Source organism: Bradyrhizobium sp. Bra78 (genome assembly GCF_024519855.1).
GTDB lineage: Bacteria > Pseudomonadota > Alphaproteobacteria > Rhizobiales > Xanthobacteraceae > Bradyrhizobium > Bradyrhizobium japonicum_G.
On the sequence record NZ_JALJRE010000001.1, the window covers coordinates 583,722 to 596,956 of the forward strand.

Sequence of the window (13,235 nt, forward strand, 5' to 3'; positions counted from 1 at the left end):
GCCGGTTTTACTGGATTTGCGCGTTTGTTCCCTAGTCTCCAGAGGAATTCGGCGTCCTGCCGACGCAAGCAGGACGGCTCGCCAAGAACTGGGTTTGAGAACTGGGGTGATCGACATGAACGGGGCGAAAACGCTTCTGCAGGATCTGGACGACGCGATCGCTCGCGGCACCGACGAAAGCCGGACCAAGGCGTTGTGGCATGCGACCGACATCCTGATCACCGGCCGCTACAGCGACGACGAGATCAGCATGTTCGGCGAGGTCATCGGCCGGCTTGCCGAAGAGATCGAGGTCGCCGCGCGCGCGCAGCTCTCGGAGCTGATGGCGGCGTGCGATCATGCTCCGCTCAACGTCATCGAGAAACTCGCCTCGGACGACGAGATCGAGGTCGCCGGTCCCGTGCTGCGCGACTCCACGCGTATCGACGAGAAGATGCTGATCGAGAACGCCCTGACCAAGGGGCAGGCGCATCTGCTCGCGATCGCCCAGCGCGAATCGATCGGCGAGGCCGTGACCGACGTGCTGGTCAAGCGGGGCAACCAGGAGGTCGTGACGTCGGTTGCGAAGAACGAGGGTGCTCGCTTCTCCGGCTCGGGCCTCCTCCACATGGTCCGCCGCGCCGAGGGCGACTCGATCCTCGCCGAGCAGCTCGGCCTGCGCAAGGACGTGCCGCGTCACGTCTTCCAGCAGCTGATCTCGAAAGCGTCGGAAGACGTCCGCCGCCGGCTCGAGAGCGAGCGCCCGGAGATGATGGCGCAGATCCAGAGTTCGGTGACCGAGGTCACCGGCGACCTGCAGTCGAAGTTCGGCCCCTCGTCGCGCAGCTATTTCGTCGCCAAGCGCGTGGTGACGACGCAGTATCGGCAGGGCAACCTCAATCAGGAATCGATCTCGAACTACGCACGCCAGCACCGCTTCGACGAGGTTCAGATCGGCTTGTCGCTGCTGTCCGCGCTGCCGGTCGACGTGATCGAGCGCGCGATGATGGACCGCAACCGCGAGATGATCCTGGTGCTGTGCAAGGCGCTCGACTTCTCCTGGGAGACGACGATGTCGCTGCTGTTCCTCGGCGCCAAGGATCATTTGATCACGGCACGCGAGCTTCACGACAATGAGCGTGATTTCGGCCGGCTCAAGACCGAGACCTCGCGCAGCGTTCTGAAGTTCTACCAGTCGCGCAAGACCGGCGCGGGTGCCGATTCCGTTTCGGGCCGTCAGCCCGAGCTCCAGATCCACTGAACGGGTGCACTGAGCATCATCCCGGAATTCGAAGGGGAGTATTTGCAATGTTGCCTCAATTCGGCACCGCAATTCGCAAGAGTCCGAACAAGTCCCTCAACACGGCTGCAGCCGGCGATATCGGCGGCGCGCCGGACAAGGCCTCGGTCGATGCCGCATGGCTCGTGCTCGAGGCCGCCAACGATCTCGGCGACCACGCCGCGATCGAAGCGTGCCGCCGCGTCATCGACGCCGAGCTGAACGGCACGGTCGCCGGCAACTCGGACCTCGATCTCGTGCTGGGATATTTCCGGTAGAACTCGGCCGGGCCGCGCCCCGCCGGGTGCTCATTCGGCGTCTAGGCGTTCGCGCCGCCGTCGACGGTCAATGTCGAGCCGGTGATGTACTTGGCCTTCGGGCTGGCGAGGAACGCGACTGCATTGGCGATATCGTCCGTCGCGCCGTACCGGCCCAGCGCCATGAACTGCTTCAATGTCTCCGCGGTCGGGCCACTCGCAGGATTCATGTCGGTGTCGATCGAGCCGGGCTGCACCAGGTTGACCGTGACGTCCCTGGGGCCAAGCTCCCGCGCAAGCGCCTTCGTGAAGGCGGCGAGCGCCGACTTCGACGCCGCGTACACGCCGAGCACCGGCGACGGCACGCGGTCGGCGAAATAACTGCCGATGGTGATGATGCGGCCGCCCTTGCCGAGGTGGGGCAGTGCGGCCTTGCTCGCGACAATCGGGGAACGGACGTTGACGTTCAGCAGCGCATCGATATCCCCGAGCGAGATGTCGTTGAGGCCGCCCAATCGCAGAATTCCGGCGTTGTTGACCAGGATATCGAGCCCGCCCAGTGCCGCGACGGTCTTGTCGACCGAGGCCCGGACGGCGGCGACATCGGCGCTGTCGGCCTGGATCGCCACGGCGTTCCGCCCCTCCGCCTTGATGGCGTCAACGACGCCTCCGGCGCTGTCTGCCGACTTCTCGTAAGTAATTGCAACATCTGCGCCTTCCGCGGCCAGCGCCTTTGCGATGGCTGCACCGATACCCCTGCTTGCGCCCGTGACCAGGGCCCGTTTTCCTGCCAGATTCATTTGCTCTCTCCAATTCTGTAACGATCGACACAGAATATGTGGAGTCTTGAACGGCGGCGTCAAGTCAATTATGTGTTGATCATTACAGAAAGCGAGCGATGGCCGGACGTCCCAGGGAATTCGACCGCGAGGCAGCACTCGAAGCCGCCATGCTCCTGTTTTGGCGCAAGGGGTTCGAGGCGGCCTCGATGCACGATCTCTGTGACGCCATGGGCGTCCGCTCGCCGAGCCTCTATGCGGCTTTCGACAGCAAGGAGGCGCTCTATCTCGCCGCGATCGAGCATTACGTCCTGACCCACGGGCAATCGGTCTGGGACAGGCTCTCGGAAGGAAAAACCGCGCGGGCCGGCATCGAGAACCTGCTGATCGGGGCCGCCGAGACCCTGCCGAAATCCCGGACGGCTCCGGCCGGCTGCATGGCCGTGCTGGGCGCCGTCAGCGACGAATGGCCGGCCGCGATTGCACGCGCCATCAGGAAGGTCCGGCTCGAGATGTTCGGCAATCTGCGCGCGCGGATCGAGGGGGCGGTCGCCAACGGCGAAGTGCCCGCCGCGACCAACATCGAGGCCCTGAGCCGGTTCTATCTCAGCGTCTTCCAGGGCATGGCGATCCAGGCCAAGGACGGCGCCACGCCCGAGGAACTGAGAGGCGCAGCCAAGGCGGCGATGGCTGCGTGGCCGGGGAACGGATAGAGCGAGTCTGTCCGCAACGCGTGCGTCTCGACCGCGACGCGGACACGCCCATTGCACGCAGCTGTGATCGGGGAACCTCGGCCGCGCCTGTAACGAGTGACGCTCCCCTCCGTAAAGGGCGTAGCGAACGCTCCGTTCGCCAACAGTTGCGCGCGCGGTCAGGGGAGACATCGTCACATGAAAGGGTTCAACGTCGCCGAGAATGGCGGCGGTTCTTATCGTTCGCTCGCCATTCTGCGCTGGGTCATGGTGATCGTATTCGTCTCGTTTGGAATGCAGAAATTCACGCTGCAATCCGCACAGGGCATCGCTCAGTTCATCAGCAACAGCCCGTTCATCTCCTGGCTGTCGGTGTTCGGCCTGAGGGGAGAGGCCTATTTTCTCGGTGTCGCCGAATTCGTGATTGCGGCGCTGCTCGCGGCCGGCAGCTTCAGTCCGGTCATGTCCGCGCTCGGTTCGTTCATGGGCATGGTGACCTTCGCGATCACGTGGTCGTTCTTCTTCGCGACGCCGGGCGTCGTCAAATGGAGCCTTTCGTCCGATCCGATGGCGTGGAATCTGACCGGCGAATTTCTGTTCAAGGATATCGTCCTGCTGTGCGTTTGCGGGGTGTTATTTCTCGCCTCTTTGCCGCGGTCGGTTGTCCGACTGCGCACCGGCTGAGCGTCAAGCCCCTCACCGCCGGATGCGGTAGATCACGACGTCATTGCCGTGGCGTATCGTGCTTTGCTCGAGCAGATAATTCGACTTCTCCAGCACCCGGCGGGACGCGCCGTTCCCGACATAGACGATGCCGATGAGGGACGGCAGCTCGAATCGCGACAGGCCGATGTCCGTCAGCGCCGTCGCGATCTCGCTTGCCAGTCCCTGGCCCCAGAACTCGCGCTTGAACGCGTAGGCGATCTCGATCTCGTCGATGTCGTCCACCATGATGTGGCGGATGCCCGCCCGTCCGGCGAATGTCCCGTCCTTCGATCGCAGCACCCAGAGCCCGAAGCCGTGCTGGTCCCAATGCGCCATGTTGGTGCCGAGATAGGTCCTGGTCACCTCGGGTGCGCGCACGCCGCCGAGATAGCGCGACACCTCGGCATCGAGATGCAGCGCGACGAGATCGTCGAAGTGATCTTCGTTCAGCCTCTCCGCGGTCAGTCTGCTGGTGCTGAAATGATCCATGGAGACAGATAGCAGCTTTCTGAGCCGGACGTCACCACGCCGGCGAGGAGTCTTCGCGTGCAGTGCTAGCGCAACGGTCGCTGTGACTGCAATCCCGGCCGCACCGGGATTGTGTTTTCCGGCTCGCCTTGTCGGGATGTCGGGGGCGTGCCGGACACGGCATCGTGTTCTCCTGACTGAGAGAGTTGGACGAAAACGCCCAGAGGGTGTGAATTGCCTCACACACACGTAGTCGCTCCGGACTTACGGTATGCTCTAATTCCGCGTAGAGCGGCCCGTACGAACTATCTCGAGCAAGAGGGAGTTCAGGCTATGGCTAGCATCGTGTTGGGAATTGTCGTTTCCATTCTACTATCGACACAGGCCTCGCTGGATCAGGTCGGCGACGCCGCGTCCGAACTGCTACCTTCGCTGGTACGCTGGTCCATCACGTTGCTGGGCCTTGTCGTGGCAGGCCGGTTGGCCTGGCAAGCGTTTGGCCGTGCGGTCACCATTGCCGAAGTCCCGACTTTCCCTCGATACATGACGACCCGGCAGCAGTATCGACTGGGCGGTTTCATCTTCGTCGTATTCTCATGCGGCTTTTTCCTTCTTCTCATCCATGAGAACCGCGACGTCATCGCCCTGGCGCCGCTGGTTCCCGCAATTCCGGAAGCCGTCGTAGAGGCCGCGAAAAGTCAGTCCGCGCCCTATCTGACCGTCGTCGCCGCAATGGGGGCCGTGTATCTGTTCCTCCTGACAAAGGAGGCTCAGTGGAACGTCCTGCTGATGGTCCGCGACGTGATCCAGAGCTGGATCAGCGTGCCTCAACTCGCCAAGCAGATCATGGCGCAAATCCGCTTCTCGCTGCGCGTGCCACAGGACGTGCTCTCGAAGGTCATCGCGAATTCGCCGGACGTCGTCGATCAGGACTTCCGCAAGGATCCGAACACCCCGGATCGGATGTGGGCGGAAATCTGCTACATGAAATGGTGGCTGACGCAGGGGCGCGACACTGGAGATGACGCCACCTTCTTCACCGAGGACAGCTTTGGTTTCGACAAGCTGATGGCGGACTTCCAGCAAGCGGCGCCGACAATGAGCCAGTGGAAAGCCGGCACGCTGATGGGGCTCGCCGCGCCCCAGGCCACGCAATTGATCAAAGACCTCTACAACCGGTTTGCCCGGCTTGTCGCGTGTTACCTGATCTACCGCAACGGGTCCCGAATTGACCTGCGCAACGAGGCCAGCAAGTTCGGCATCGAAATCGATGCTCCCATTCACGACAATCCGTTGCGATACTGGATCGTCTATATCATTGCACTGATCTGTTCCGTCTATCTGGGCGTGACCATTTCGGCCGTCGTGTATGACGTGCTGCAGGGCAGGGGTATCGTCTGGGCGCAAGACCCCAATCGCTCGATGGCATGGGTCATGTATTCGCTCTGCAATTATGGATTCGCGATCGTCGTCGTTCTCTTGCTTCGATTTGCGATGTCTTCTCTGGGAAGCAATTCAGATCAGTCGCACCTCACGACCTATTGCTGGAGCTTTCTGGTCGCGCTCGTCGTGGGGCCCGCGGGTCTGACGGTGGCCGTGCATTACTTCGGCGAGGGCAATCTGCGGGAAATGTCCCTTGCCAGTCTTTACTATGCGATGTTGAAGTGGGGGCTCGGGCCGGCGCTCGTGACCGTCTATATTTCGTACTATCTCGACAGGCAAAGCTGCTCCGATCTGCCGGACATCGATAATTCAGTACGAACGGTCGCGTGGCGGCTGTCCAATTGCCTAGGCTTTGCGGCAACCAACGTGTTCCTGCTTCTTCCGCCCTTGCTGTCGATGACGGCACAGGAAGGGGCGATCTGGGAAACCAGCAAGCTGCGCTTCATTGCGGCCGGCACGACGTTCTGTCTGGCACTCGGCCTCGCATTGGCGGCCCAGTTCGCGCTCAAGAAGGACCGCGTTGGAGCAGTGCTGGCTCACAAGCCGGCATGATCCCGGATACGGTCGGTCATGGCGATGATGGCATTGTGCCGGTGTTTTGCCCGACGGGTCAACCGGCGCTTTGCCGGTAGCCCGGATGGAGCGGCTTGTCCGCCGTAGCTCGAGGAGCAAAGGCGGAAGCCGCTCCATCCGGGCTACGGTCGGATGATTTCGTGCTTGCCTAACCCATTGATCTCACAGCTTCCGTCTACTGTGCATGGGGTTGTTTTCGCAGCTTTGGTTTGAGGGGGCTCTATCCCGCCCCCAACGCGACCGCGATATTGTAGGTCAGAAGGCTCGCCGCATAGGCCAGCACCAGCATGTAGCCGAAGGTCACTGCCATCCATCGCCAGCTTCCGGTCTCGCGGCGGATCACGGCCAGCGTCGAGGCGCATTGCGGGGCGAAGATGTACCAGGCCAGCATCGACAGCGCGGTCGCGAGCGACCATTTCGTCGCCAGCACCTGGCCGATCTGCTCGGCCGCTTCCTTGCCGCCTTCGATCGCATAGACGGTGCCGAGGGCGGCGACCGCGACCTCGCGGGCCGCCATGCCCGGGATCAGCGCGACCGCGATCTGCCAGTTGAAGCCGACGGGGGCGAGCAGGGGCTCGAGCGCCTTGCCGATGATCGCGGCGAGGCTGAAGTCGATGGCGGGCTCCGTGGCGCCCGCCGGCGGCTGCGGGAACGAGGCCAGGAACCAGATCAGCACCATCATCGAGAAGATCGTGGTGCCGGCGCGGTGCAGGAACATCTTGGCGCGCGTGGTGACGCCGATCACGATCGATTTCAGCCGCGGCATCTTGTAGTCGGGCAGTTCCAGCATGAACGGCGCCGGTGCATAGTCGCGGAGCATGAAGAATTTGATCAGGAACGAGACGGCCAGCGCGCTGGCGATGCCGGCCGCATAGAGGCCGAACATCACGAGGCCCTGGAGGTTGACGAAGCCCCAGACGTCCTTCGCCGGAATGAAGGCGGAGATGATCAGCGTGTAGACGGGGATGCGCGCCGAGCAGGTCATCAGCGGCGCGATCAGGATCGTGGTCAGCCGGTCGCGCTTGTTGTCGATTACGCGCGTCGCCATGATGCCGGGAATGGCGCAGGCAAAGCTCGACAGCAGCGGAATGAAGGCGCGGCCGTGCAGGCCGGCGCCGCCCATGATGCGGTCCATCAGGAACGCGGCGCGCGCCATGTAGCCGAAATCTTCCAGGAGCAGGATGAACAGGAAGATGATGATGATCTGCGGCAGGAACACGATGACGCTGCCGACGCCCGAGATCACGCCGTTCTGCAGGAAGCTCTGCAGCAGGCCGGCGGGCAGGGTGGAGTGCACGAACTCGCCGAGCGCGTCGAAGCCCGAGTTGAGCAGCTCCATCAGCGGCTGCGCCCAGGCGAACACCGCCTGGAACATCACGAACAGGATAGCCGCGAGCACGATCAGGCCGCCGACCGGATGCAGCACCACGGCATCGATCCGCGCGGTCCAGGTGTCGGGTCTAGCAGGCAGGCTGACGCAGTCGGCGATGATGCGGTCGGCCTCACGCTGGGTGGAACGCAGTTCGCCGACGCTGAGCGCGCGCCAGGTATTCTCCTGCGGCTCGGCGGCGAGTCTTGCCGAGATCTCGTCCGTCAGCGTCAGCAGGTCGGCCGTGCCGCCCTTGCGCACCGCGATCGAGGTGACCACGGGGACGCCGAGCTCCTTGGCGAGCCGCTCCACGTCGACGGTGATGCCGCGCCGGGCCGCGATGTCGAACATGTTGAGCACGAGGACCATCGGCCGGCCGGTGCGCTTGAGCTCCAGCAGCAGGCGGATGGTCAGGCGCAGATTGGTGGAATCGGCCACGCACAGCACGAGATCGGGCACCGTCTCGCCGGAGGCCTTGCCGAGCACGAAGTCGCGGGTGATCTCCTCGTCCGGGCTGCGGCCGCGCAGCGAATAGGTGCCGGGCAGGTCGACCACCGAGACCTGGCGGCCCTGGGGCGTGACGAAGAAGCCTTCCTTGCGCTCGACGGTGACGCCCGGATAGTTCGCGACCTTCTGCCGGCTGCCGGTCAGCGCATTGAACAGCGAGGTCTTGCCGCTGTTGGGCGTGCCGACCAGGGCGAGATGCAGCAGGGGTAATTCCATGGGATTTACTGGTCCGGCCGCATCACGCGACGATGATGGCCATGGCTTCGCGCCGACGCACCGCGATCGTGATGCTGTCGACCCGCACGGCGATCGGGTCGCGCCCGACCAGCCCCTCGTGCAGGACCTCGACCCGGGCACCCTCGACGAAGCCGAGCTCGATCAGCCGGCTCTCGAGCTCGATGTCGGAGAGCGCCGAGGCCGCCTCTTTGACGGAAAGGTGTTGAATGACGCCGGTGTAGCCGCGCTGGGCCAGACCAAGCGGCATATGCGGGCGCGTGTCATTGGTTTCGGTCATGCCCTGTATTTTCAACGCAGGGCATCGAGGTCAAGCGCGCGGGTCGGCCGAAACTGCACCTTAGAGCGATTTTAAAGTGCAGAGCCGGGCGCGCCGAGGGCGAAGCCCCAACGCCTATTGGGCCGGGACCTTGTCCGGCTGGAGGGCGGCCATGGCGCGGCTCTTGAAGTAGTCGAGCACGAACAGGCGGATCGCCGAGGACAGATTGCCCTGCTGGCGGTTGCCGTCGATCTCGCCGACCAGCTCGGACAGCGTCATATTGCGCAGGCCCGAGATCTCCTTCATGCCGTTCCAGAACGCCTCTTCCAAGCTGACGCTGGTCTTGTGGCCGGCGACGACGATCGACCGTTTCACGACCGGCGATTTCATGGCTGTTCCTCGCGATCGATCTGATGCTGGTCCAGGCGTTCCTTCGCCTGGTCCGCGCGCGTCTGCTCCGCCGACCGTTCCGCCTTCGTGCGGCCGAACTTCGCCCGGTTGGCGTCCGCCTGCTTCGCCGAGGTTTCCCGTTCGGCGCGCTTCCTGAAACGATTCAGGTTGATGACGTTCCCCATGCCGCGTCTCCATCATCCGATCCTCTGCAGGCAGGATGAAAATTTCAGAAACAGGGGGCCGCGTGGCGCCCCACAAGACTTGATCGCCATTCGCTTGTCCTCGTCAATCGGCCCTTGGACCATCAAACGATGAATTTCGCCCGGTGGAGGGCAGTGGGACTGCGTAACACGCCGCCCAGCCGCAACATTGACGGTAATCAAATCCCGCCGCCAAAGCCGCATATTTCTGTGGGCGGAGCGTCCGTATCACTACGGATGGCTATCGGAATTCGGAATTTTATCCCGGGCTGGTCATCTTCTCCGGGCGCACCAGGCGGTCGAACTCCTCCGCCGAGACGAAGCCGAGCCGCAGGGCCTCCTCCTTCAGCGTGGTGCCGTTGGCATGCGCCGTCTTGGCCACCTTGGCGGCGTTGTCGTAGCCGATTTTCGGCGCGAGCGCCGTCACCAGCATCAGCGAGCGCTGCATCAGCTCCTTGATGCGCTTCTCGTCGGCGCGGATGCCGCTGACGCAATGCTCGGTGAAGGAGCGCGCGGCGTCCGCCATCAGGCGGATCGAGTGCAGCATGTTGTAGGCCAGCACGGGCTTGTAGACGTTGAGCTCGAAATGGCCCTGGCTGCCGGCGACCGTGATCGCGGTGTGATTGCCGAACACCTGGCAGCACACCATGGTCATCGCCTCGCACTGCGTTGGATTGACCTTGCCCGGCATGATCGAGGAGCCCGGCTCGTTCTCCGGCAGGATCAGTTCGCCGAGGCCCGAGCGCGGGCCCGAGCCGAGCAGGCGGATGTCGTTGGCGATCTTGAACAGGCCTGTCGCAACCGAATTGATGGCGCCGTGCACCAGCACATAGGCGTCGTTCGAGGCCAGCGCCTCGAATTTGTTGGCGGCACTGGTGAAGGGCAGCTTCGTGATCCCGGCGACGTGCTTTGCGAACAGTTTTGCGAAGCGCGGCTTCGAATTGAGGCCGGTGCCGACGGCGGTGCCGCCCTGCGCCAGCGGATGCAGCTCCTTCACCGCGACCTTGAGCCGGGCGATGCCGCTTTCGACCTGGGCGGCATAGCCGGAAAACTCCTGGCCGAGCGTCAGCGGCGTCGCATCCTGGGTGTGGGTGCGGCCGATCTTGACGATGTTCGAAAACGCCTTCTCCTTCTTGCGCAGCGCGCGGAGCAGCTCGCCGAGGGCCGGGACGAGATCGGCATTGATGCGGCTTGCGGCCGCGATGTGCATCGCGGTCGGGAACGAGTCGTTGGACGACTGGCTCATGTTGACGTGATCGTTGGGATGCACGGGCTTCTTGGCGCCGAGCTCGCCGCCGAGCAGCTCGTTGGCGCGGTTGGCGATCACCTCGTTGAGATTCATGTTGCTCTGGGTGCCCGAGCCGGTCTGCCACACCACGAGCGGAAAATGATCGTCCAGCTTGCCCTCGATCACCTCGCGCGCGGCGCGGATGATGGCATTGGCGCGGCGCCGGTCGAGCAGGCCGAGTTCGAGGTTGGACTGCGCTGCGGCGAGCTTGACGATGCCGAGCGCATGCACGAGCGAGATCGGCATGCGGTCGATGCCGATGCGGAAGTTCTGGCGCGAGCGTTCGGTCTGCGCCCCCCAATAGCGATCGGCGGGGACCTCGATGGGGCCGAAGCTGTCGGTCTCGGTGCGGGTCGCGGGGTGGACGGTCTTTGAGTTGGTAGCCTTGGCCATGAGCACATCCATTGCGCCGCACCAAACGCCGGGCGGCTTCTTCATGTGCCTCTATATAGGGAGTCTGGCCGCGTGCGACGGGCTCTGGCCCGATCTAGATCATTTCTTGCGGAAACGATCGAGCCGCACGACTTCGGCGCCGCCCTGGTTGGGGCCCGCCGGCTCCTCGGTGCTTTCCGCGGGCTCGGCGGCAGGCGCCGGCACCGCGACGGCCGACGGCGCGGAAGTGGCCGGCAAGGTCTCGGGCGCGACCTCGGCGACATCGGAGGTGTCGAACTGGAGGCCGAACTTCACGGACGGGTCGAGGAAGCTCTTGATGGCACTGAACGGAACGATCAGCCGCTCCGGAATGCCGCCGAAGGACAGGCCGACCTCGAAACGGTCCTCAAGCACGATCAGATCCCAGAACTGGTGCTGCAGGATGATCGTCATCTCTTCGGGATATTGCGCCAGCAGCCGCGACGACAGCTTCACGCCCTCGGCCTTCGACACGAAGGTGATGAAGAAATGATGCTCGCCCGGCAGTCCATGGGAGGCGGCATCAGTCAGCACCTTGCGCAGCACGCCGCGCAGCGCGTCGCGAGCCAGCACATCGTATCGGATATGATCGGTCGTCATGGTGGTCCTGTTGCATTCCAGGAGCTGGGCCCTGCCGGCCCGACTCGCCAAGCCGCAATAGTACCGCGCCTGACGGGTCAGCAGGAGTCCCCGCGGGGTAGGAAATAAAAGGCAAGTGGAGGCTTCTGTTGCCAGGTGCCTCCGAACCCCGCCTAACGGAGCTTAACCCGTTAGGACTTCAGAATGGTCTTTCAAACTGCGTTACGCAGCCTGAGCAACCGGAGCAAAGTTGTCGTTGGCAACTATTGCATAGCCCGATAACGGCGGAACAATACCGAGAAAAAGAACGCCCTTTACGCCCTCGTCGATCCTATTTCGCCCCCGCCAAAACCCGCCTTTGGGCTCGCCCGCTGGTGGGCTTTGGTGGAGGCGCCGGGTACCGCCCCCGGGTCCGAATGGTTTATTGCGACGACCGTTTATTTCCATAGCCGGCGAACCGGCACCCCCAATATAGGGGGCAAAGGTTTCAAATGACAGGTGTTTCGAGCAGTCTTGGCGAGGTTCCCTTTGGATAGGTTCCGGACGGCTGTCCGGATGACCTTGGCCCCGCTGCCGCGCCCGTTCTAAGCTCCTGACATGTCCCTGGATTCCGCACCGGCCGCACAAGAGCCCGGTATCCCCACCGTCCATGCTTCTCCACCCGGCCTCGTCGCGCTGTTCCTGGCCTTCGCCCGGATGTCGCTGGCCGGCTTCGGCGGGGTTTTGGTGTTTGCCCGGCAGGCCATCGTCGAGCGGCACCGCTGGATGACGGCGGACCAGTTCAACGAGACCTTTGCGCTCTGCCACTTCCTGCCCGGGCCCAACATCGTCAATCTGTCGATGGTGTTCGGGTCGCGGCTGCGCGGGATCGCGGGCGGCGTTGCCGCCTTTACCGGGCTGCTGCTGCCGCCGACGCTGATCATGACTGTGCTTGCGATCGTCTACGCCAGGTTCGGCGATGTGGAGGTGCTGCGCCGCGTCCTGGCGGGCATCTCCTGTGCGGCGGTCGGCCTCTTGATCGCGGTGGTCTTCCGCATGATGACGCCGCTGCTCAAGCGGCTGGACGCCGTCGCGCTCATCCTGATGCTGGGGGTGTTCCTCGCCATCGGCGTCCTTCGCCTGCCGCTCCAGGCCGTGCTTCTGGTCGCGATCCCCCTGAGTGTCGGCGCCATCTTCCTGATGCGGCGGAAGGTAGCAGCATGAACGCCGAGAACCCGATCTGGGCGCTGATCTCCACCTTTGGTCTGATGTCGCTGTTTGCAGTCGGCGGTGCCGCGGCGGCGGTGCCCGAGATGCACCGCATCGCGGTCGAGGTGCATCACTGGATGACGGACAAGCAGTTCGCCGACGCCTACGCGATCGCGCAGCTCTCGCCAGGTCCGAACGTGCTTATCGTGACGTTAATCGGCTATGCCGTCGCCGGCATTCCCGGTGCGCTGGCGGCGACGCTGGCGATGTGCCTGCCGACGGCGCTGCTTGCCTATTGTGTCAGCCGGCTCCTCAACCGGCCGAGCCGATCGCGCTGGCCCGGGCTGATTCAGGCTGCACTGGTTCCGCTCTCGATCGGATTGATGTCAGCCAGTGCCCTGATCCTGGCCCAGTCGACCGATCGCACGCTTGCTGCATTGCTCCTGACCGCGACGGTTGCGGTGATCGCCTCGATCTCGCGCATCAATCCACTATGGCTTTTGCTCGTCGGAGGCCTGTTGGGTTTTGCTGGCATTGTTTAATGAAAATCGCTAGGCAGTGATCCGGGCGGGGGATCGTTTTCCAGCCGATTAGAACAACATTGCTCGTGACTTACGGGTCGCGGAGGAGAC

The 13,235-nt window shown here is 63.6% G+C and carries 15 protein-coding genes and 1 other RNA gene; 7 read left to right on the top strand and 9 right to left on the bottom strand.

The window, feature by feature from the left end; translation table 11 throughout:
• Positions 1-115 precede the first annotated feature (115 nt).
• Positions 116-1,240 carry a DUF2336 domain-containing protein gene (locus OC450_RS02760; RefSeq protein ID WP_211384573.1) on the top strand — a complete coding sequence of 375 codons (1,125 nt, stop codon included), beginning with the start codon at positions 116-118 and terminating at the stop codon, positions 1,238-1,240.
• Positions 1,241-1,287: 47 nt separating this feature from the next.
• Positions 1,288-1,536: a hypothetical protein gene (locus tag OC450_RS02765; RefSeq protein ID WP_211384574.1), complete on the top strand. Its 249-nt coding sequence runs from the start codon at positions 1,288-1,290 to the stop codon at positions 1,534-1,536.
• 41 nt (positions 1,537-1,577) lie between these two features.
• On the opposite strand, the gene OC450_RS02770 is transcribed toward OC450_RS02765, so the two are convergent.
• Complete coding sequence (locus OC450_RS02770; protein ID WP_211384575.1) at positions 1,578-2,315, bottom strand: 3-oxoacyl-ACP reductase family protein; 738 nt, start codon at positions 2,313-2,315, stop codon at positions 1,578-1,580.
• Positions 2,316-2,413: 98 nt separating this feature from the next.
• On the opposite strand from OC450_RS02770, the gene OC450_RS02775 reads away from it, so the two are divergent.
• Together OC450_RS02775 and OC450_RS02780 are read left to right on the top strand one after the other, a co-directional pair.
• A complete protein-coding gene (locus OC450_RS02775) occupies positions 2,414-3,007 on the top strand; it encodes a TetR/AcrR family transcriptional regulator (protein WP_211384576.1) in 594 nt (197 codons plus the stop codon).
• A 177-nt stretch (positions 3,008-3,184) separates the two neighbouring features.
• Positions 3,185-3,670, top strand: a complete 486-nt coding sequence (locus OC450_RS02780; RefSeq protein ID WP_262047120.1) for a YkgB family protein — start codon at positions 3,185-3,187, stop codon at positions 3,668-3,670.
• A gap of 12 nt (positions 3,671-3,682) precedes the next feature.
• On the opposite strand, the gene OC450_RS02785 is transcribed toward OC450_RS02780, so the two are convergent.
• Entirely contained in the window at positions 3,683-4,180 is a 498-nt protein-coding gene (locus tag OC450_RS02785) for a GNAT family N-acetyltransferase (RefSeq protein WP_262047121.1), read from the bottom strand.
• Positions 4,181-4,492: 312 nt separating this feature from the next.
• Between OC450_RS02785 and OC450_RS02790 the strand changes: the two genes are divergently transcribed.
• Positions 4,493-6,154 (top strand): hypothetical protein, encoded by a 1,662-nt coding sequence (locus OC450_RS02790; protein ID WP_262047122.1) that lies wholly within the window; start codon positions 4,493-4,495, stop codon positions 6,152-6,154.
• Positions 6,155-6,395: 241 nt separating this feature from the next.
• On the opposite strand, the gene OC450_RS02795 is transcribed toward OC450_RS02790, so the two are convergent.
• From OC450_RS02795 to ssrA, 7 genes are all read right to left on the bottom strand, one after another.
• The gene (locus OC450_RS02795) at positions 6,396-8,267 is read right to left on the bottom strand and encodes a ferrous iron transporter B (protein ID WP_262047123.1); all 1,872 of its coding nucleotides are present in this window, start codon (positions 8,265-8,267) and stop codon (positions 6,396-6,398) included.
• A 22-nt stretch (positions 8,268-8,289) separates the two neighbouring features.
• The gene (locus tag OC450_RS02800; RefSeq protein ID WP_211384580.1) at positions 8,290-8,565 is read right to left on the bottom strand and encodes a ferrous iron transport protein A; all 276 of its coding nucleotides are present in this window, start codon (positions 8,563-8,565) and stop codon (positions 8,290-8,292) included.
• A gap of 114 nt (positions 8,566-8,679) precedes the next feature.
• Complete coding sequence (locus OC450_RS02805; RefSeq protein ID WP_211384581.1) at positions 8,680-8,934, bottom strand: ribbon-helix-helix domain-containing protein; 255 nt, start codon at positions 8,932-8,934, stop codon at positions 8,680-8,682.
• A complete protein-coding gene (locus OC450_RS02810) occupies positions 8,931-9,119 on the bottom strand; it encodes a DUF4169 family protein (protein ID WP_211384582.1) in 189 nt (62 codons plus the stop codon). Before OC450_RS02810 ends, OC450_RS02805 begins: the two co-directional genes overlap by 4 nt.
• A 277-nt stretch (positions 9,120-9,396) precedes the next feature.
• The gene (gene fumC, locus OC450_RS02815) at positions 9,397-10,830 is read right to left on the bottom strand and encodes a class II fumarate hydratase (RefSeq protein ID WP_211384583.1); all 1,434 of its coding nucleotides are present in this window, start codon (positions 10,828-10,830) and stop codon (positions 9,397-9,399) included.
• 87 nt (positions 10,831-10,917) lie between these two features.
• Positions 10,918-11,436, bottom strand: a complete 519-nt coding sequence (locus tag OC450_RS02820; protein WP_211384584.1) for an SspB family protein — start codon at positions 11,434-11,436, stop codon at positions 10,918-10,920.
• Positions 11,437-11,550: 114 nt separating this feature from the next.
• Positions 11,551-11,916, bottom strand: a transfer-messenger RNA (tmRNA) gene (gene ssrA, locus OC450_RS02825).
• 96 nt (positions 11,917-12,012) lie between these two features.
• On the opposite strand from ssrA, the gene OC450_RS02830 reads away from it, so the two are divergent.
• Both OC450_RS02830 and OC450_RS02835 read left to right on the top strand, forming a co-directional pair.
• On the top strand, positions 12,013-12,618 hold the full coding sequence (locus OC450_RS02830; protein WP_211384585.1) for a chromate transporter: 606 nt from the start codon (positions 12,013-12,015) through the stop codon (positions 12,616-12,618).
• Entirely contained in the window at positions 12,615-13,145 is a 531-nt protein-coding gene (locus tag OC450_RS02835) for a chromate transporter (RefSeq protein ID WP_262047124.1), read from the top strand. Before OC450_RS02830 ends, OC450_RS02835 begins: the two co-directional genes overlap by 4 nt.
• Positions 13,146-13,235: the final 90 nt, after the last annotated feature.

Bases quoted from the DNA above. Each gene is read 5' to 3' on its own strand.
- OC450_RS02830 (WP_211384585.1), top strand. From the start codon at position 12,013: ATGTCCCTGGATTCCGCACCGGCCGCACAAGAGCCCGGTATCCCCACC.
- OC450_RS02805 (WP_211384581.1), bottom strand. From the start codon at position 8,934: ATGAAATCGCCGGTCGTGAAACGGTCGATCGTCGTCGCCGGCCACAAG.
- OC450_RS02760 (WP_211384573.1), top strand. From the start codon at position 116: ATGAACGGGGCGAAAACGCTTCTGCAGGATCTGGACGACGCGATCGCT.
- OC450_RS02790 (WP_262047122.1), top strand. From the start codon at position 4,493: ATGGCTAGCATCGTGTTGGGAATTGTCGTTTCCATTCTACTATCGACA.
- OC450_RS02765 (WP_211384574.1), top strand. From the start codon at position 1,288: ATGTTGCCTCAATTCGGCACCGCAATTCGCAAGAGTCCGAACAAGTCC.
- OC450_RS02800 (WP_211384580.1), bottom strand. From the start codon at position 8,565: ATGACCGAAACCAATGACACGCGCCCGCATATGCCGCTTGGTCTGGCC.
- OC450_RS02810 (WP_211384582.1), bottom strand. From the start codon at position 9,119: ATGGGGAACGTCATCAACCTGAATCGTTTCAGGAAGCGCGCCGAACGG.
- OC450_RS02795 (WP_262047123.1), bottom strand. From the start codon at position 8,267: ATGGAATTACCCCTGCTGCATCTCGCCCTGGTCGGCACGCCCAACAGC.
- OC450_RS02820 (WP_211384584.1), bottom strand. From the start codon at position 11,436: ATGACGACCGATCATATCCGATACGATGTGCTGGCTCGCGACGCGCTG.
- OC450_RS02780 (WP_262047120.1), top strand. From the start codon at position 3,185: ATGAAAGGGTTCAACGTCGCCGAGAATGGCGGCGGTTCTTATCGTTCG.
- fumC (WP_211384583.1), bottom strand. From the start codon at position 10,830: ATGGATGTGCTCATGGCCAAGGCTACCAACTCAAAGACCGTCCACCCC.
- OC450_RS02775 (WP_211384576.1), top strand. From the start codon at position 2,414: ATGGCCGGACGTCCCAGGGAATTCGACCGCGAGGCAGCACTCGAAGCC.
- OC450_RS02785 (WP_262047121.1), bottom strand. From the start codon at position 4,180: ATGGATCATTTCAGCACCAGCAGACTGACCGCGGAGAGGCTGAACGAA.
- OC450_RS02770 (WP_211384575.1), bottom strand. From the start codon at position 2,315: ATGAATCTGGCAGGAAAACGGGCCCTGGTCACGGGCGCAAGCAGGGGT.
- OC450_RS02835 (WP_262047124.1), top strand. From the start codon at position 12,615: ATGAACGCCGAGAACCCGATCTGGGCGCTGATCTCCACCTTTGGTCTG.